A 20,037-nucleotide genomic window follows, 5' to 3' on the forward strand; every position below is an offset into this window, starting at 1 on the left:
TTTAAATTTTTAATTTCATGATAAATAATTTTTATTTTTTTAATTAATTTAAAAATACTTTATCGTCATTTTTTGTGACAGAATTGTGACAAGAATTATGTACACATATGTACACATATGTCTATACTTTTTTTGTAATAGGCTTTTAAACAGCCTAAAAACCGTCAGATTTCGATAAAATGACGAGTAAAAGTGTAACTTATTTATATTCAGTCGAGGTCACTAGTAAACCCTAATATGTTTAAAAACGTACTAGGGTTTTATTTTAATTAAATCTTTTTGATTTAATTTTTAAATGATGATTCTATTGGGTAGTCATTTTTCTAAACGTTGAAGGCGATGATTTTTTATAAATCTGAAATTGTCTGTTAAAATTCGAAATATTATTATAACCACAATGTTCAGCTATTTCAGCGATACTTATTTCTTTATTTTTTGTTAAAAGTTTACAAGCATTTTCAATTCTTAATTCTGTTAAAAACTTGAAGTACGTTTTATTAGTTCTTTTTTTAAAGTATTTGCAAAACGCATTTTTAGTCATATTTGCTATACTAGCAATGGTAAGTAAAGAGATTTCTTTTTCAAAGTTATTCATGGTGTATTCAAATACATTTCTAATCCTATAACCTTCATTATCAGAGAATTTCTTGTCATAAATATAGGATGATAAATTTTGATAATTACACTTAGATCCTATTTTTAAAAGCTGAAGTAGTATCAGAAGTTTTTCAAGTTTAGAAGCTTTTTCAAGTTCTAAAAATAATTTTTCAACCAATTTATTTTTGGAAGTCAATTTAAATCCATGTTTAGATCTTTTAAAAAAGGACTGAATTTCTTTTAATTCCTCCAATTCAAAAAACTGTTTTCCAAAAGAAATTTGAGTAAAAAATAAGGAAAGCATTTTTGAGTTTTTTGAAGCATTTAAATCACTTTTAAATACATGCGGTACGTTATTCCCTAAAACTAATACATCACCTTTTTTGTAATAATTAACCTTGTCTCCTACAATTAAAGTGCCTTCTCCTTCAACAATTAAACTTATTTGAATTTCTTCATGTTGATGTAATTTGTCAAAAAAAGCAAAATCATCATCTATTTGAAATACAAAAGCATCTTGCTCTGGTTTAGGTATTTTAAAAGGTAATACTTTCATTATAAAAATTTGTATGCAAATAATATTCAAATATATGTTATAAATTATTATTAAGGATAATATAGTATTAATTAATGATAATAATTCATTATTTGGAAGCCTTTTTAATAAGTAATTTTGTATCATTAAAAAATATAATTATGAGTATGCAATGGAAAGGTGTTATGCCAGCATTAACCACACAATTTACGGCTAGTGATGAGCTAGATTTAGAGTTATTTAAAATCAATATTAAAGCCCAATTAGATGCTGGAGTGCACGGACTTGTTTTAGGAGGTACTCTTGGGGAAGCTAGTACTTTAACTGATGAAGAGAGGCGGATACTCACCAGAGAAGCTGTGGCATTTGTAGAGGGTGAAGTTCCTGTTTTAATGAATATCGCAGAACAAACCACAAAAGCTGCCATTAATCTAGCCAAAATAGCCGAGGAAGATGGTGCAAAAGGTTTGATGATGTTGCCGCCAATGCGCTATAAAGCTAGTAATGAAGAGATTGTAGCATATTTTAAAGCGGTTGCAAATAGCACCTCGTTACCAATCATGATTTATAACAACCCTATTGATTATAAATTGGAAGTGACCTTAGATATGTTTGAAGAATTATTAGCAGCATGTCCTAATATTCAAGCAGTAAAAGAATCTACCAGAGACACCACCAATATTACCAGAATAAAAAACCGTTTTGGAAATAGATTAGCAATCATGACAGGAGTAGATACCCTCGCTTTAGAAAGTTTAGTGCTTGGAGCCGATGGTTGGGTAGCTGGTTTAGTAGACGCTTTTCCAGCTGAAACGGTAGCTATTTATGAGTTAGTTAAAGCAGGACGCATTCCAGAAGCCATAAAAATTTACCGTTGGTTTATGCCATTGTTAGAGTTAGATATTCATCCTAAATTAGTGCAATACATTAAATTAGCCGCTGTGCACACTAAAATTGGATCAGAATATGTAAGGGCTCCAAGGTTAGTTTTACAAGGAGAAGAACGTACAAAAATTGAAAAAATAATAACAAGCGCATTAGCTGTAAGACTAACATTACCCGATTATAAAACTTAAGTATTTTAGTTTAAATAATTTGGGTGTTACCCTTCGGGTCGCGCTTTTCATTATATCTTTTGTAAAAGTAAAAGGATGCCGTTACAATCCCTAACACAAAAACAACTATTAAAAAAAGATCCGGCTTCAATTAAAATGGTTTTTAAACCAGTAAATTTGGAAACGCACTATAAAAAGATTAACAAAAAATGATTACAGGAAAAAACTATATAGGAAATCAAGCATCAGCAAACGGAACTAAAGTTTTTAAAACATTTAATCCTTTATTGAATATTGAAAATGAATGGCAATTCACCGAAGCTTCCACACAAGAAGTAAATAAGGCCGCATCATTTGCTTCAGAAGCTTTTAAAACTTATTCGAAATTTCCTGGATCAAAAAAAGCAGAATTTTTAAGAGCTATCGCAGAAGAAATTGAAGCACTTGGCGAGGAATTATTAGATGTTTATACCTTAGAAAGCGGACTATCCAAAGGTAGAGCCATAGGCGAAAGGGGAAGAACCATTGGGCAATTACATGCTTTTGCAAATCATGTTGAATTAGGAAATTGGGTAGATGCAACTATCGATACTGCAGAACCAGAACGACAACCAATCCCTAAAGTAGATGTAAGAAAAATGAATATCCCTTTAGGGCCAGTAGTTGTTTTTGGAGCTAGTAATTTTCCTTTAGCATACTCAACTGCAGGTGGTGATACTGCAGCAGCTTTGGCAGCCGGTTGCTCGGTTATTGTTAAATCCCATCCTATGCATGCGGGAACAGGCGAGTTAATAGCTTCTGCTATTGTTAAAGCAGCTTTGAAAACAGGAATGCCAAATGGTGTTTTTTCAAATTTAAATAGTAGTAGTATTGAGGTAGGGCAATTATTGGTAAAACATCCAGATATTAAAGCTGTTGGTTTTACAGGGAGTATAAATGGAGGTAGAGCTTTATATGATTTAGCTTCGCAACGTAAAGAACCCATTCCGGTTTTTGCAGAAATGGGAAGTGTAAATCCTGTAATACTTTTACCAAAAGCATTAGATAACAGAGCTACAGATATTGCAAAAACCTATGCAGGTTCTATTACTTTAGGCACCGGACAATTTTGCACCAATCCAGGTTTAATTTTAGGTATAAAATCAGATGGTTTAACAAAATTTGTAAACGCTTTAGCTAAAGAAATTGATAAAATTGAGCCATCAGTTATGTTGCATCCCAATATTTTTGGAGCTTACGAAAAAAATAAAACAAAGGCCATATCTCAAAAAGGTATTCAAGTTTTAGCAGCTTATAAAAATGATGTAAAACCTAATTACGCTAAACAAGTTGTTACCACCGTAGAAGGCGATACTTTTTTAAATAATACAACATTACATTATGAAGTTTTTGGTCCTTATTCAATAGTTGTTCAATGTAAAAACGTAACACAGTTAGAGAACATTATTTCAAAATTAGAGGGTCAACTTACAGGCACAATTATTTCAGATGATAACGAATTAATTAGTTATTCTAGTTTAGTGAATGCACTTCAAAATAGAGTTGGACGAATTATTTTTAATGGAGTACCAACTGGTGTTGAAGTGTGTCAGGCAATGGTACATGGTGGTCCTTATCCAGCTTCAACAGATAGTCGTTTTACAGCTGTTGGTGTAGATGCCATTAAGCGTTGGGTACGTCCTTTTAGTTATCAAAATTGGCCAAATGAACTACTTCCTGATGCTTTAAAAAATGAAAATTCTTTAGGGATTTATAGAAATATTAATGGAAGCCTAAATAAAGAACGTATTTAATAACAGCCTTTTTTATTAAATTAAATGAGTAAAACAAAATTTGAGTGTATTGATGCGCACACATGCGGTAATCCTGTTCGCGTTATAACTGAAGGACATCCAAACTTGGTAGGTAATTCTATTAATGAAAAACGCCAACATTTTTTAAAAGAGTTTGATTGGATTCGAACAGGTCTTATGTTTGAACCTCGCGGACATGATATGATGAGTGGTAGTTTTTTATATCCACCTCACAATCCTGAAAACGATTTTGCTATTTTATTTATTGAAACCTCAGGTTGTTTACCAATGTGTGGGCATGGTACCATTGGCACAATAACAATCGCAATTGAAGAAGGTTTAATAATACCAAAAATACCGGGTAAAGTTAGAATGGAAGCACCTGCTGGACTTGTTGAAATTGATTATCAACAAACAGGAACTAAGGTAGATTGGGTAAAGCTTACCAATGTTAAAAGTTACTTAGCTGCTCAAAATTTAACAATTGATTGTCCAGAATTAGGAGAGATTACTTTTGATGTAGCCTATGGTGGAAATTATTATGCTATTGTAGATCCGCAAGAAAACTTTTCAGGAATTCATGATTATACCGCAAGTAAAATTGTACAATATTCTCAAGTAGTTAGAGAAAGAATCAATACTAAATATCCAAATTTGTTTGACCATCCTGAGAATGAAACCATCAGGGATGTGTCTCATATGTTATGGACAGGAAATCCAATCGATCCAACATCATCAGGCAGAAATGCCGTGTTTTATGGAGATAAAGCTATAGATCGTTCACCTTGTGGCACAGGAACTTCTGCTAGACTTGCTCAGTTATATGCCAAAGGAAAACTAAAAATTGGAGAACCTTTTATTCATGAAAGTTTTATTGGTAGTAAATTTATTGGTCGCGTTGAAAAAGAAACTACATTAGATGGTAAATTAGCTATTATACCAAGTATACAAGGTTGGGCTAAAGTATATGGATATAACACAATTTTTATTGATGAAGAAGATCCCTATGCATATGGTTTTCAAGTAATTTAAATTTTATGAGTAAAAAAGTTATAATTATTGGTGGAGGGATTATTGGTTTATGTTCTGCTTATTATCTTCAAAAAGAAGGATGCCATATATCGATTATCGATCAATCAAATTTAGACGGTGGTGCTTCTTATGTAAATGCTGGTTATTTATCTCCAAGTCATATCATTCCATTATCTGCTCCAGGTGTTATGAAAAAAGGTTTAAAATGGATGTTTAATCCTTCAAGTCCACTTTATATAAAACCACGATTGGATGCAGATTTTTTAAAATGGACATGGGCATTTAATAAATCATGTACAGATAATCATGTAAAAAAAGCGATTCCATCCATTAAAAATTTAGCCCTTTGGTCTCAAGATTTATATGACGATATCAAGTCACAAGAAAAATTTAATTTTCATTATGAAAAGAAGGGATTACTCATGCTTTGTCAAACAGATAAAATGTTGGAAGAAGAAATCAAAACAGCAAGTTTAGCAAAACGTGAAGGGTTAGATGCTTATGAGATTAGTATGAATGAATTGAAAATATTAGAACCAAAAGTTACTATCAATGTAAAAGGAGCTACCTATTACAAATGCGATTCGCATACAACTCCACATGAATTTATGACTGAAATGAAAGCTTATTTGAAAGCAATTGGTGTAGAATTTTATTTAAATGAAAAAGTTGAAGATTTAGAAATAAAGAATAATAAGATACTATCAATAAAAACAACTAATCAAATTTTAACAGCTGATGAATTTGTATTAAGTTCCGGCTCTTGGAGTTCGATATTGTCAAAAAAAATAGGATTAAATTTGCTTTTACAGGCAGGAAAAGGATATAGAATAAATAAAACAGAAACTACTGGGATTCAAATTCCAGCAATTTTAGCTGAAGCAAAAGCAGCAGTAACTCCAATGAATGGTTTTACCCGTTTTGCTGGTACTATGGAAATAGCTGGAATTAATCATAACATAAATAAAGTCCGTGTGGATGCTATTGCCAATGCAGTAACAAGTTATTATCCTAATATTCATATAACTAAAGATGAAAAAGATAATGCAAGTTGTGGATTGAGACCCGTTTCTCCAGATGGATTACCTTATATTGGTAAGTCTTATAAATGTACAAATCTAACCATAGCCTCGGGTCATGCTATGATGGGATGGAGTATGGGAACAGGGACAGGGAAGCTAGTTTCAGAAATTATTACAGACAAGAAAGCTTCTTTAAATTTAGAGTCCTTCAGTCCTGATAGAAATTTTTAATTTTTTAAAAAGACCAGTTTCTTCAATAAATAATATTAATAAATAGATTTTTTATAAATTCAACAACTATAAAATTTGAACTAAATATGTCAGGTACTACTAAATTATCATCCTCAAAAAGCAATACCTTTTTACCAATACTTATTATAGCAGGCTTATTTTTTATTTTTGGTTTTGTTACTTGGATAAACGGTGCTTTAATTCCATTTATGAAAACAATAAATGAACTAACAGAAGCCCAATCCTATTTAGTAGCTTCTGCCTCTTACATTTCTTTTGTAGTGATGGCTTTGCCAGCTTCTTATATTCTAAACAAAATTGGTTATCAGAAAGGGATGTCGCTGGGTTTAATCATTATGGGTATTGGCGCTTTAGTATTTATACCTGCTGCCGAGGCACGTACCTATAGTTTATTTTTATTTGCTATTTTTATACAAGGTTTGGGTATGACAATACTACAAACAGCAGCGAATCCATATATTACAATTCTAGGCCCCATTGAAAGTGGTGCTAAACGAATAGCAATAATGGGTATAGCAAATAAAGTAGCTGGAGCACTTGGATCGTTAATTTTTGGTGCTATTTTACTTTCAGGAATTGATGAAGTTAAAGTCAAGTTAGGCACCGTTTCTGAAGCTGAAAAGGCTAACTTGTTAGATACCATGGCAGATAGTGTTTTTACACCTTATTTAATCATGGCTTCCATATTATTTATTTTAGGAATATTTATTAGAAAAGCGCCTTTACCACATGTTGATGCTTTAGTAGAAGAATCAATAGAAGGTGAAACCGAAAAAACAAGTATTTTTCAATTTCCACATTTATGGTTCGGAGTTTTAACTTTATTTGTCTATGTTGGTGCTGAGGTAATTGCTGGAGACAGTATTATAGCTTATGGTATTTCATTAGGTTTTTCTTCTGAAGACGCTAAGTTTTTTACAACATTTACGCTTTTAGCGATGGTAGCAACTTATGCTTTAGGTGTATTTTTAATACCTAAATATTTAAAACAAGATACTGCTTTGAAAATAAGTGCTGTTTTAGGGATTATTTTTAGTTTTTGTATTTTATTCACAACAGGATTTACATCAGTATTATTTGTTGCAGCTTTAGGAATTGCTAACGCTTTAGTATGGCCTGCTGTATGGCCACTTACTTTAGAAGGCTTAGGGAAGTTTACAAAAACAGCATCAGCGTTATTAATTATGGCGATAGCTGGAGGCGCTATAATACCACCTTTATATGGACGTATGGTTGATGCTAATAAACATGAACTGATATCAAATGGGATTATAGAAACTCAAGCAACTGCTAATGCCTCAACTAATAGCTATTGGATACTTATACCTTGCTATATTATTATTTTATTATTTGCTTTCTGGGGTCATAAATTAGGTAGAAAAAAAACTAACTAACTTATAGTTTGGTGATGATTTTTTTACTCTTAGGATTTATAAATACTTAATCTAAAGCATTTTTTGTAACATACCATTTCCAGCCAATAATAGCCATTTGGAGTTTGTTTGCTTTTGCTAAATCTAACTGTTGTTTTGTATAACTAGGTAAGATAACTTTATTAACTTCTGATAATAATTTAAAAACTTGCTTTTTCACTTTTAATTATTTCTAGTAAACAAAAATAGTAAAACTTATTCTAGACTAAGTTTTACTAATTCTTTATTTATAGAATCATTGATATAATTAACATAATTATATCAATAACAAGTTCTGCAAGTAGTATCATAATTTTAGTTTTTTAGGTTAATAAATTAGTTGTTTATATCAATGTTTTTTGAAGATATATATTCCCCAATATATTAGCAAAACGTTTTTATTAAAATCTACCAAACTGAATACTAATTAGTAATTAAAAAAATCAAATTAGTTTTAAAATTTTAGTGTATTTCTTAAAAGTAGTTATAAAATGAAACAAAAAATTAATAATTTTTTAAATTATGTAATATATAAAGCGGGTTTTTGAGTTCGTTTTTTTAAACCAAGGGGTTTTTAAACATTAAACTATTAGTTTTTTTAATTTTCATCTTTTTATGATGTCTAAAACTTATTAAAGTCTACTAAATAATTATTGAAGTTTTGGTAAATTAAAAATTATAATCTTTACCATTTATATTTTAAGTTAATTCATAAAAAAAACTCAAGTTTAAATCTTGAGGTTTTTTTATTCTGAGCTTTTATTTAATTGATTTATTTTTTCTTTTTAGTTATTATTTCAATTACGCCATTTTCACCCTTTTCACCATAATTTTTTTTGGCATTATCACCTTTTAGAACATTCAAACTTTTAATCTGGTTTGGGTCTATATTTTTAAGATCTTCTTCAAAAGCTTCTTTTCCATCTATTATATATAAAGGTTTATCAGTATATGTATTAGTCATAATAATTTTAGAATTACCCGTTTCTTTGGGTAATTGATTTATTTTAATCCTTTTTAAAGAGTCTTTTTCTGAAGTACTTCTTGTAATAATATATTTATCTTCAAGTTCATGGCCTTCTTCATTTTCAAGAACAACTTCAATTTCATTTTCATCATCAGATACTACTTTTACAATGTTACTTTTCTTCAATATGATTTTATACACTTTACCTTCTGAATTTGTAAAACGTAAAGAATCTCTGCCTATTTCATGCAATTCTCCATCATCCGAAATAAATATAGCACTATAATTTTTACTTAAATTATGTATTTTATGAACAGTATCATTATCATCACTCTTAAAAGTGAACGAGTTTAGTTTATGCTTTGTAGTTGTGTTACCAATTGATACCGAATCATTTTTTTTATCAAACATGATACTTATTGGTTTAATGGTTTGATCTGATGATATATTGAAATTAGCATTTGATTTTTTTGAAATGGCTTCAATTTTTATGGCTACTATTTCACCTATGTTGTTTCGTCTTATAACTCTAAATTTTAAAGTAACTCCATTTTCTTCAAAGGTTTTTACAATTTTATTTAGGCTAGCCTCTCTTGTTTCCTTATTAATAGTTGCACTAACAAAATCATTGGTTATAGTTTGTTGTTTTTTTACCCTACTATTTAGCAAAGAATTTTTACTTATTGTCTCTTTAATTTCAGGTGTTTCAATAACATTTTTTTTTAGTAAATCATATGAATTAATTTCTTTTTCAATGTAAATGGTCTTAGTATTAAAGCTCATTAGAAATAGTGCTAATAAAGGAATGACTAGTGTAAATTTAAATTGATTAATTTTTTTTGATTTTGATTTGTGTAACATAACGATTCGTTTTTTGATTAATGAATTATAAAAATTATTGCTAAGTGCGAATTGATGAGTAGGCAAACTTGTTTTAAGTAATATATATTGGTAAGCTTTTTTACAACCTAAAAAATTAATAGCAGAACAATCTGCTATAAACTCTAAATTTTGTTTTAAGTCTTTGTTATAAAGCCATATAATGGGGTTAAACCATAATAAAATACAAGCTATTTGCGTAAGTAAAACATCTAAAGAGTGGTATTGTTTTACATGTGTTTTTTCGTGGGTAATAATAAGTTCAAACTCATCCTTTGTAAATTGGTTTGGATTATACACAATCCAATTAAAAAAAGAAAAAGGCGATACTTTCTTATTAGTTTCTATAAAAGTAAATATACCTTTCTTGCAACTTTTATTATTAAAAATTAAACCTAAAAGTGATGTTATTTGTAATAAAAATCTAAAAGAAAAAATTAAAATACCTAATAAATAAGTAATTGGTATATAATTTACAATAGAAAAAGGCTGTACAATATTTTCTTCAACAACCTCATTAAAATTAAAGTTATTAATGGCATTAGGCGTATACTCAATATATTCTTTAAGCACATAAAATGGCACAATAAAAGAAGAAATTAAGCCAACTAGTAAAAACCATCTATTATGATTAAAAAACGTATCGTGCTGTAAAAATAACTTATAGCAAAAATAGAAAATGGCTAATACCGTACTAACTTTTAATAAATATTCCATCTTATTCCTTTTTTTCTATTAAAGCAATTATTTCTTTAAGTTCCGTTATACTAATCTTTTCTTCTTTGGCAAAAAACGATACCATGTTTTTATAAGAGTTGTTAAAATAGTTATCAATAGCAACACTCATAAATCCTTTTCGGTATTCCTCTTTGCTAATAATAGGATAGTATTGGTGGGTTTTTCCGAAGGCATTGTAAGCTACATATCCCTTTTCTTCCAAATTTCTAATTATAGTGGAAAGGGTGTTGTAATGTGGTTTCTCGTCTTTAATCTCAACAAGTACATCTTTAACAAAAGCTTTTTCTAGCTTCCATAAAACACGCATAATTTCTTCCTCCTTATTTGTTAATTTCTCCATAATTTTTTACCAGATTTTTTTAGGCATTACCTTCTACGTTGGGCTTTACGTTACAATCTTTTTGTAAATATTCTCCAAAAAGGATTTTCACTATAATCTCTAACTAAAAACAAACTTATAACTATTTTTATAGTTATAAAACTAAAATTATAGTTATTTAACTAAATTTTAAGTTGTCAATCAAGCTTTAAAAATTATAATTCAAAAATCGTAATTCGTATTTCTTATAGTATCTTCGCAAAAAACAATAATTATGAGTATAGTATTGGTAATTCTAGGATTAGCTTTATTAGTTGTAGGAGGTGAGTTTTTAGTACGCTCATCAGTTGCTTTATCATTTAAATTTGATATATCTAAAATGGTAATTGGGATGACGGTTGTGTCATTCGCAACCTCTGCACCCGAGTTATTAGTTAGTCTTCAAGCAGCACTTTCAGGTTCACCAGCCATAGCAATTAATAATGTAGTTGGCTCAAATATTGCTAATATAGGTCTGGTTTTGGGAATTACCGCTTTGATTAGTAGTATTAGTGTAGATAAATCTTTTTATAAACTCAACTGGCCTGTAATGATGTTGTTTTCAGTAGCTTTATATTATTTTCTTAAAAATGACAATCTACTTTCTGCATTAGAGGGGGCGATTTTATTTTTAGGACTTATTGTTTTTTTATTCATTTTATTAAGAAACGTTCGTAAAGATAAAGTTATAGAAGAAGTTGATGAATCTTTGTCTTTAGTCTCAAATTTTAAAATCGGAATGTGGTTATTAATAGGTGCTAGTGCTCTTTATTTTGGAAGTGAATGGTTAGTTTCAGGTTCTAAAGATATTGCACTTTCTATAGGAGTTAGTGAGGCAGTTATTGGGGTTTCTTTAATTGCAATAGGAACCAGTGTTCCCGAATTGGCAGCTTCAGTAATAGCAGCCGCTAGGCATGAAAAGGCAATTTCTTTAGGTAATTTAATTGGCTCAAATATTTTTAATATAGGTTCTGTTTTAGGTTTAACAGCTATTATAAAACCCATACCAGTTACAGAATCTCAAATACTTTCAAACGATATTTTTTGGATGTTAGGATTTGCAGCTATTTTAATACCTATGATATTTGTCTCAAAAAAAATGCATATTGATAGAGCTAAAGGTTTTCTATTAGTAATAGCTTATGGTGTATTTATGTTTTTAATTTTCGCAAAAAGTAAGTTTTAAAATATTTTATACTTCATTAGCTTTTTGCTTTTTCTTATTTGAAAGATTGTAATATAAATATTCTACAACTGGGTTTAAAAATAAATTAAAAAAGACTTATTTTCAATTAACTAATTATTTTTATTTATGAATTTGTATTAGTTAAAATGGCTTACTTTGTAGTCTATTCAGATATTCAATTTATTTATTTTCATTTTATAGATATTAATGTTTTTGGATTTTTCCCAGAATAGTTTCTATAGCTGCTTTTATTTTATCAATTGCATCCGATATGGCAAGTTCTACAGTGTCTGCTTGACTAGTAATTGCGATAGGCTGCCTACCTTCAAGTCTAGCTTCTAATAAACAAGAGATATCATTAAATCCTTCTTTTTTTCCATTCTCATCTTTTAAATGCACTTCAATTCTAGTAATGTGAGATTCGAACCTTTCTAATGATTCGGCAATTTGAGAGGTGAAAAAATCTAAGCTTCTTTTTTCTCCAGACAGGGTTTTGTCAGTATTTATTTGGATTATCATTTTTATAGTTTTTAATATTTTAAGTATAAGTTTTAATAAGTTATTTAAGGAATTTGAAATAAAGTTTCAATTTTTTGGTCAACAACTCCTTTTTTAAATGAGATTTAGAGTTTGATTTTATTTCAATTTAGTATTTAACTATTTAGGGATATTCCTCTTGATTTTTTTAGTTGTTTAGAAGATTTTATTTAACAAGTTTATCCAGCTATTCCATAGTTATGTAATATACGGATTATATTATCAAATAAGTTATAAAATTGAATATTTAAGTTTATGTACTGACTTTAAGTATCTCGTTTAATATTTTGATAAGCCTTAAGCTTATTAGATTTATTTTAATAAAAAATCAAAATTTTATATGAGTATTAGGTACTTTATGTACAAAATTTAGTAACAAATAACTAAATATTAAATCTGAAAGTGTTTTTGTAAGCACACAATAATTGGGTAATCAATTATATATTGTTTGTGCTTATACAAGTTCTTTTTGTGTTTTTTTCAATCTTATTGAAACTAGTTAAATAGCAATTAATACTTATTTACATGAAAACATTATGTCTTAGTTTAAGAAAAGAAACAGTTTGAGAATAGAAAAGAAAAAATATTAATTGATATCTAATAAAATTCATAGATTGTTTAGGGTTCTAAGTTTAGTAAATAGAAACTAAACTAACTGCTTACAGGTTTGAATAAAATATTGATTTTTTCATAAAAACTTCATAATCAATAATTAAAGTTTATTAAATTATTTAATATTTTATTTGTATTTGGTGGATTAATCTATACTTCTAAAAATTTAAAATATGTCCCCATTTTAAAAGATACATAGTAATAATTGTGAATCCGGTACTATATAATATTGCAGCTTGCCAATAAGATAATTTTGATGACCATTGTTTCCAGTTTTTGGCACCATATTTTTTTTTGGTATAACGATGCGTCACTTTCCAAAAAAGCAATATGAATAGTAATAAAATTAATATTGCCAATAATAAGATCCATATTTTTTCCATTTGTAAACTATTAATTTTAGTTAACTTCTATTAAAAGTAAAAGACATTTTATTTTTAGAAATAAAAGATAATAAATTTATAGATAGTAATTGTAGAATTTTTAAAGATACATAGCTATAATTAAAAAAGCACTTACAATTTGTAAGTGCTTTTTTAATGAACAAAACTTGTTGCTAAAAATATTAAACGTTGGCACATTTAACAGTTTTAATAATTCTAGCTGCAATTTTATATGGGTCTCCGTTAGAAGCAGGACGTCTATCTTCTAACCAACCTTTGTACCCTTTTTGAACTGCGATTAATGGAATACGAATAGATGCGCCTCTATCTGATACTCCCCAAGAGAAATCTGTTATAGCTGCAGTTTCGTGCTTACCTGTTAAACGTTGATCGTTAAATTCTCCGTAAACTTCAATATGTTCTTTAACTACCGGACGGAAAGCTTCGCATATTTTAGCATATACTTCTTTATCTCCGCAAGTTCTTAATGTAGAGTTAGAGAAGTTTGCATGCATACCAGAACCATTCCAGTCCATGTCCTTACCTAGTGGTTTTGGATGGTACTCAATATAATAACCATATTTTTCAGTTAATCTATCTAATAAGTATCTAGCAATCCATAATTCATCACCAGCTAATTTTGCACCTTTGGCAAACAATTGAAATTCCCATTGGCCGCATGCAACTTCTTGGTTAATACCTTCAAAGTTTAAACCAGCAGCAATACATAAATCAGCATGCTCTTCAACTAAATCTCTACCATGTGTGTTTTTTCCACCAACAGAACAGTAGTACATACCTTGTGGTGCAGGATAACCTCCAATAGGGAAACCTAATGGTAATTGAGTTTCTGTATCCATGATAAAATATTCTTGCTCAAAACCAAACCAGAAATCGTCATTATCATCATCAATTGTTGCTCTTCCGTTTGATACATGTGGCGTACCATCTGCATTCATTACCTCAGTCATTACCAACCAACCATTAACTCTGTCAGGGTCTGGATATATTGCTACAGGAACTAATAAACAATCAGAAGATCCACCTTCAGCTTGTCTAGTAGATGATCCATCAAATGACCAGTTTCCTAATTCTTCTAAAGTTCCTTTGAAATTTTCATGCTCTTCTACCTTAGTTTTACTTCTCAGATTTTGAGTTGGATAATATCCATCTAACCAAAGGTATTCTAATTTAATTTTTGCCATAGTTAATGTTTTATAGTTGAATTTTTGATAATTACACAAATATAATTTTTTCTTTAGACACTTTAAATTTTGGGGGTGATTTTAATAATAATGATTCTTATTTTTATTTATGCCCTATTTTTTATGGGTATATTTTAAAAAAAGTATTTTTTTTTTTTGTAAATACTGAATTATTGTTAATAATAATATTTTGATGTTTTTATTAATTTATGATTTTTGCACCGTATTTTTGTTAATTATTTCACATCAACTAAATAATCAAAATGGCAACACTAAGATTTCATGCAGTTAAAGAATCCTTAACTTATAAACCTATTTTTGTTGAAGAAAAAGAGCGTAGATCCGAAATTTTTGGAAAAAACGTTTTTAACGAAAATTCGATGCGTCAATACTTAACAAAAGATGCTTTCGTAGGGGTTATGAATGCTATTCAATTTGGTAAAAAAATTGATAGAAATATAGCAGATCAAGTAGCTTCATCAATGAAAGATTGGGCGCTATCTAAAGGTGTGACGCATTACACACATTGGTTTCAGCCACTTACTGGTGCAACTGCTGAAAAACACGATGCTTTTTTTGAAACTATTGGAGGAGGAATGGCTATTGAAAAGTTTGGAGGTAGCCAATTAGTTCAGCAAGAACCTGATGCATCTAGTTTTCCAAATGGTGGTATAAGAAATACCTTTGAAGCACGCGGTTATACTGCTTGGGATCCAACATCACCTGCTTTTATTTATGGCACAACGCTTTGTATTCCAACAATTTTTGTTGCTTACACAGGTGAGGCTTTAGATTACAAAACGCCTTTGTTGCGAGCCTTAAATGCCGTTGATATTGCTGCTACGGATGTTTGTAAGTATTTTGATAAAAACGTAAAAAAGGTAACCTCATCTTTAGGCTGGGAACAAGAATATTTTTTAATTGATAAGATGCTAGTTGCAAGTCGGCCAGATATAACCTTAACTGGTAGAACACTACTTGGTCATTCTTCGGCCAAAGGCCAACAATTAGATGATCATTATTTTGGTTCTATTCCAAACAGAGCCTTAAATTTTATGCGCGAGTTGGAAACAGAATGTATGCTTCTAGGAATTCCTGTAAAAACTAGGCATAACGAAGTGGCTCCTAATCAATTTGAGTTAGCACCTATATTTGAAGAAGCTAATTTAGCAGTAGATCACAATTCTTTATTAATGGATGTGATGGGTAGAGTAGCATCTCGTCATAACTTAAAAGTACTCTTACACGAAAAACCATTTGCAGGTATCAACGGTTCGGGTAAACATAACAATTGGTCTTTATCAACAGATACAGGTGTAAACTTATTATCACCAGGTAAAACCCCTATGAGTAACTTACAATTTTTAACTTTTTTTATAAATACCATTAAAGCCGTACATGAGCACGAAGCTCTTTTAAGAGCCGCTATAGCTTCAGCTAGTAACGATCATAGGTTAGGTGCTAACGAAGCGCCTCCAGCTATTATTTCTGTATTTATTGGCGAGCAATTAACTAAAGTTTTAGAAGAGCTTGAAGGTGTAACTAAAGGGAAATTATCACCCGAAGAAAAAACCGAACTAAAACTAAACGTGGTAGGAAAAATACCAGATGTTTTATTAGACAATACCGATAGAAACCGAACTTCACCTTTTGCTTTTACTGGCAATAAATTTGAATTTAGAGCTGTTGGGTCTATGGCGAATTGCGGGAATCCGATGACAGTTTTAAACACCATAGTTGCTAAACAATTAAAGGATTTTAAAGCTGAAGTTGATCTTTTAATTGAGAAAAAAGATTTAAAGAAAGACGAGGCTATTTTCAACGTTTTACGCGAGTATATAAAGTCTTGTAGAAATATTTTATTTGAAGGAAATGGCTATGGAAAGGCTTGGGAAATAGAAGCAAAAAAACGTGGTTTAAGCAATAATAAAACAACACCAGATGCTTTAAAAGCGCGAATATCAAATGAAACTATTGCTCTTTTTGAAGAAATGAATGTCATGAGCAAAATAGAAACCGAAGCGCGTTACGAAATAGAAATTGAAGCTTATATCATGCATATACAAATTGAAAGTCGGGTTTTAGGAGATATTGCACGAAATCATATTGTTCCTACAGCTGTTAAATATCAAAATATATTAATCGAAAATGTAAAAGGTCTTAAAGAGATTTTTGATAAAAAATTTAGCACAGTTTCCAAAGAACAAATCAATTTAATTGAAGAAATATCAAGCCATATCGAAGGTATTAATGCTAAGGTTAATAAGATGATAGAAGAACGAAGGAAAGCAAATGCTATGGATGATATCGAAAAAAAAGCACAGGCTTATTGCCAAATTGTAAAGCCATTTTTTGATGATATTCGTTACCATTGTGATAAGCTAGAACTTTTAGTTGATGACGAAATTTGGCCATTAACCAAGTATCGAGAATTGTTATTTACACGATAGTGTTCAAAACTTCTAAAATCCCGCTTTAAAAAAACGGGATTTTTTAATTCAAAAAAGTAAATTTGCATCACAATACAATATTATGAGTCAAGAAGTTTCAAAACGCTACGCACAACGCGGTGTTTCTGCATCAAAAGAAGATGTGCACAATGCTATAAAAAATATTGATAAAGGGTTATTTCCAAAAGCATTCTGTAAAATAGTACCGGATTACTTAACAAACGATGACGAGTATTGCTTAATCATGCATGCTGATGGCGCTGGTACAAAATCATCATTGGCTTATATGTACTGGAAAGAAACGCTCGATATTTCTGTTTGGAAAGGTATAGCTCAAGATGCTTTAATAATGAATATTGATGATTTATTGTGTGTTGGTGCAACTGATAATATCATGCTTTCATCTACTATTGGGAGAAATAAAAATTTAATTCCAGGAGAGGTTATTTCAGCTATAATAAATGGTACTGAAGAATTAATTTTGGAGTTAAAAAACTTTGGAGTTACCATACACTCAACAGGTGGTGAAACTGCCGATGTTGGCGATTTGGTAAGAACAATTATTGTAGATTCTACCGTTACTGCCAGAATGAAGCGTAACGATATAATTGATAATGCAAATATAAAAACCGGTGATGTTATAGTAGGTTTGGAAAGTTTTGGTCAAGCTACTTATGAGAAATCTTATAACGGTGGTATGGGTAGTAATGGTTTAACTTCTGCTCGCCATGATGTGTTTAGCAAATATTTAGTAAATAAATATCCTGAAAGTTTTGATGCTTCAGTACCAGAAGATTTAGTTTATTCTGGAAATGTGAAATTAACGGATCCTGTTAAAGATTCACCTATTGATGCAGGTAAATTAGTTTTATCTCCAACACGTACTTATGCGCCAATTATAAAAGCTGTTTTATCAGAACACAATAGTGAAACCATTCATGGTATGGTACATTGCTCTGGAGGTGCACAAACTAAAATCCTTCATTTTGTGGATGAGTTTCATATTATAAAGGATAACTTATTTCCAGTTCCGCCTTTATTCAAATTGATTCAAGAACAAAGTAAAACAGATTGGAAAGAAATGTATCAAGTTTTTAATTGTGGACATAGAATGGAGCTTTATGTATCTCCTGAAATAGCCGAAAATATCATAGCTATCTCTAAGTCTTTCAATGTAGATGCAAAAATAATTGGTAGGGTGGAAGCATCAAAAATAAAAAAGCTTACAATAAAATCAGAGTTTGGAGAGTTTACTTATTAATTTTTCATTCTTTTTTGATTTAATGGAATGATTGTTGATAAAAATTTAATTTTAAAAATAATTTTAGCTATCCATGAGAAACGTATTTTTATGTATATTTTGTTTGTTTTTTCAGTTTTTAATTTCGCAACCAGATTCTTTGTTTTTAAAACAAAAAAAGAAAAACTATGATGGTCCGCAATGGACTCAAAAGAACAAAGCATCTCTAGATTTAAGTCAGGTATCATTTACAAACTGGAACTCTGGTGGTAGTAATTCTATTTCAGGTTTACTAGGTTTGAGGTCTTCAGTTGATTATAAGGATAAGTTTTTTATTTGGAAAAATAATGCTTTGATTGACTTTGGTATAAACAAACAAGAAAGTAGAGAAACCCGAAAAACAGATGATTTATTTGAAATAAACTCAAACTTGGGTTATAAGCCAGATAGCATTTCTAATTGGTTTTATTCTGCACGTTTAAATTTTAGAACACAATTAACAAATGGGTACCAATATCCATCAAAAGAAAAAGCAATATCCAGATTAATGGCTCCTGGTTATTTATTTTTTGGTGGTGGAATTGAATACGGAAAAAACATAGAAAGCTTATCATTTTATTTTTCACCTGTAACATTAAAAGCGACATTTGTTTTAGATGAAGATTTAGCCAATGCTGGTTCTTTTGGTGTTACTCCAGCCGTTTTAGATAATGAAGGAAATATTATTGTTCCTGGCGAAAGAGTAAGAAGGGAAGTAGGGGTTTTAGTTACTAATACCTATGAAATGGAAGTTGTTGAAAATATAAACGTAAAACATCAAGTAAGTTTGTATTCTGATTATATAAATAATTTTGGTAATGTAGATGTTGATTGGAGAATTGATTTCGATTTTAAAGTTAACAGTTTTATTAGAGCTACTCTAGGATCTCATTTACGTTATGATGATGATGTTAAAACAACTAAACCAAGCGAGGTTGAAGGCGAGTTAGATGAGGCAGGTGCTAAAATACAATGGAAACAATTTTTAGGTATTGGGTTTGCCGTAGATTTTTAGTCTATTTTTTTCAAGCTTAAATAATTTTAATTCTCTAGTTCTTTTAAGTTATTCACCTGTTAGTTCAGCTATTTTTTGAAATAAATTTGATGATTGCTATCAATTATTTCCCTAAACATCTGGTCTTTAATTTTATTTGTTTTTCTTGCTTTTATTCAGAAATTAACAGGTTAATTTTATAATAGATTATATAAGACTGTGTTTTCCCCTTTTCATATTTAAAAAAAATACTATTTAAAATATTTTTATTTTTTAAAAAGGATTCTTCAATCAGAAAGGGAGCGAAAGGAACTATCAGGAATTAAACAGCAAGCCAGAAAAAGGGCAAAAGAAGTAAGTATACATAATAAAAAACTTAGAGATTGTAGAGTTCATTTTAATGATAAACATGAAAAAGCTGATTTATCAACCTTATTTATTACTGAGGGAGATTCAGCTTCTGGCTCAATTACAAAGGCTAGAGACGTAAGTTCTCAGGCTGTATTTTCTTTAAAAGCAAAACCGCTCAATAGTTACGGTTTAACCAAAAAGATTGTATACGAAAACGAAGAATTTAACCTTTTACAGGCCGCTTTAAATATTGAAGACGGTTTACATGATTTAAGGTATAACCAAGTTGTTTTGGCAACCGATGCTGATGTAGATGGAATGCATATCAGGTTGTTACTCATAACATTTTTTCTTCAGTTTTTTCCCGAACTAGTTAAAAACGGACATTTGTACGTGCGCG

General features: G+C 30.0%; 16 protein-coding genes and 1 pseudogene. 10 read left to right on the forward strand and 7 right to left on the reverse strand.

The genetic code is table 11. The features are described 5' to 3' along the window. Positions 1-304: 304 nt before the first annotated feature. Positions 305-1,153: an AraC family transcriptional regulator gene (locus AC1XJX_RS12835; protein WP_482004388.1), complete on the reverse strand. Its 849-nt coding sequence runs from the start codon at positions 1,151-1,153 to the stop codon at positions 305-307. A gap of 140 nt (positions 1,154-1,293) precedes the next feature. Here AC1XJX_RS12835 and AC1XJX_RS12840 point away from each other — a divergent pair, with 140 nt between their 5' ends. The 5 genes from AC1XJX_RS12840 to AC1XJX_RS12860 all read left to right on the forward strand — a co-directional run bounded on the left by AC1XJX_RS12840 (position 1,294) and on the right by AC1XJX_RS12860 (position 7,680). Beyond that, entirely contained in the window at positions 1,294-2,208 is a 915-nt protein-coding gene (locus AC1XJX_RS12840) for a dihydrodipicolinate synthase family protein (protein WP_482004389.1), read from the forward strand. 188 nt (positions 2,209-2,396) lie between these two features. After that, entirely contained in the window at positions 2,397-3,980 is a 1,584-nt protein-coding gene (locus AC1XJX_RS12845; protein ID WP_482004390.1) for an aldehyde dehydrogenase (NADP(+)), read from the forward strand. Positions 3,981-4,004: 24 nt separating this feature from the next. After that, on the forward strand, positions 4,005-5,012 hold the full coding sequence (locus tag AC1XJX_RS12850; protein ID WP_482004391.1) for a 4-hydroxyproline epimerase: 1,008 nt from the start codon (positions 4,005-4,007) through the stop codon (positions 5,010-5,012). 5 nt (positions 5,013-5,017) lie between these two features. After that, positions 5,018-6,265 (forward strand): NAD(P)/FAD-dependent oxidoreductase, encoded by a 1,248-nt coding sequence (locus tag AC1XJX_RS12855; protein WP_482004392.1) that lies wholly within the window; start codon positions 5,018-5,020, stop codon positions 6,263-6,265. Positions 6,266-6,351: 86 nt separating this feature from the next. Next, the gene (locus AC1XJX_RS12860; RefSeq protein ID WP_482004393.1) at positions 6,352-7,680 is read left to right on the forward strand and encodes a sugar MFS transporter; all 1,329 of its coding nucleotides are present in this window, start codon (positions 6,352-6,354) and stop codon (positions 7,678-7,680) included. A gap of 46 nt (positions 7,681-7,726) precedes the next feature. Here AC1XJX_RS12860 and AC1XJX_RS12865 read toward each other — a convergent pair whose 3' ends face one another. The 3 genes from AC1XJX_RS12865 to AC1XJX_RS12875 form a co-directional block, all read right to left on the reverse strand. Beyond that, the gene (locus AC1XJX_RS12865; RefSeq protein ID WP_482004394.1) at positions 7,727-7,879 is read right to left on the reverse strand and encodes an SsrA-binding protein; all 153 of its coding nucleotides are present in this window, start codon (positions 7,877-7,879) and stop codon (positions 7,727-7,729) included. 591 nt (positions 7,880-8,470) lie between these two features. After that, entirely contained in the window at positions 8,471-10,261 is a 1,791-nt protein-coding gene (locus tag AC1XJX_RS12870) for a M56 family metallopeptidase (protein ID WP_482004395.1), read from the reverse strand. A 1-nt stretch (position 10,262) separates the two neighbouring features. Beyond that, a complete protein-coding gene (locus tag AC1XJX_RS12875; protein ID WP_482004396.1) occupies positions 10,263-10,622 on the reverse strand; it encodes a BlaI/MecI/CopY family transcriptional regulator in 360 nt (119 codons plus the stop codon). A gap of 253 nt (positions 10,623-10,875) precedes the next feature. On the opposite strand from AC1XJX_RS12875, the gene AC1XJX_RS12880 reads away from it, so the two are divergent. Beyond that, a complete protein-coding gene (locus AC1XJX_RS12880) occupies positions 10,876-11,826 on the forward strand; it encodes a calcium/sodium antiporter (RefSeq protein WP_482004397.1) in 951 nt (316 codons plus the stop codon). Between the two features lie 204 nt (positions 11,827-12,030). Here the strand turns inward: AC1XJX_RS12880 and AC1XJX_RS12885 are convergent, their stop codons facing one another. From AC1XJX_RS12885 to AC1XJX_RS12895, 3 genes are all read right to left on the reverse strand, one after another. Further along, the gene (locus AC1XJX_RS12885) at positions 12,031-12,345 is read right to left on the reverse strand and encodes an HPF/RaiA family ribosome-associated protein (protein ID WP_482004398.1); all 315 of its coding nucleotides are present in this window, start codon (positions 12,343-12,345) and stop codon (positions 12,031-12,033) included. A gap of 788 nt (positions 12,346-13,133) precedes the next feature. Further along, positions 13,134-13,358, reverse strand: coding sequence for a hypothetical protein (locus AC1XJX_RS12890; protein WP_482004399.1), 225 nt, complete (start codon positions 13,356-13,358; stop codon positions 13,134-13,136). A gap of 182 nt (positions 13,359-13,540) precedes the next feature. After that, positions 13,541-14,563 (reverse strand): glutamine synthetase beta-grasp domain-containing protein, encoded by a 1,023-nt coding sequence (locus AC1XJX_RS12895; protein WP_482004400.1) that lies wholly within the window; start codon positions 14,561-14,563, stop codon positions 13,541-13,543. A gap of 263 nt (positions 14,564-14,826) precedes the next feature. On the opposite strand from AC1XJX_RS12895, the gene AC1XJX_RS12900 reads away from it, so the two are divergent. From AC1XJX_RS12900 to AC1XJX_RS12915, 4 genes and pseudogenes are all read left to right on the forward strand, one after another. Further along, positions 14,827-17,013, forward strand: coding sequence for a glutamine synthetase III family protein (locus tag AC1XJX_RS12900; protein ID WP_482004401.1), 2,187 nt, complete (start codon positions 14,827-14,829; stop codon positions 17,011-17,013). Positions 17,014-17,095: 82 nt separating this feature from the next. Further along, positions 17,096-18,274 (forward strand): AIR synthase related protein, encoded by a 1,179-nt coding sequence (locus AC1XJX_RS12905; RefSeq protein WP_482004402.1) that lies wholly within the window; start codon positions 17,096-17,098, stop codon positions 18,272-18,274. A 73-nt stretch (positions 18,275-18,347) separates the two neighbouring features. Continuing rightward, positions 18,348-19,307, forward strand: a complete 960-nt coding sequence (locus AC1XJX_RS12910; protein ID WP_482004403.1) for a DUF3078 domain-containing protein — start codon at positions 18,348-18,350, stop codon at positions 19,305-19,307. Positions 19,308-19,562: 255 nt separating this feature from the next. Next, positions 19,563-20,037 (forward strand): annotated as a pseudogene (locus AC1XJX_RS12915) (toprim domain-containing protein); the annotation flags it as partial.

The organism is Flaviramulus sp. (assembly GCF_982512915.1).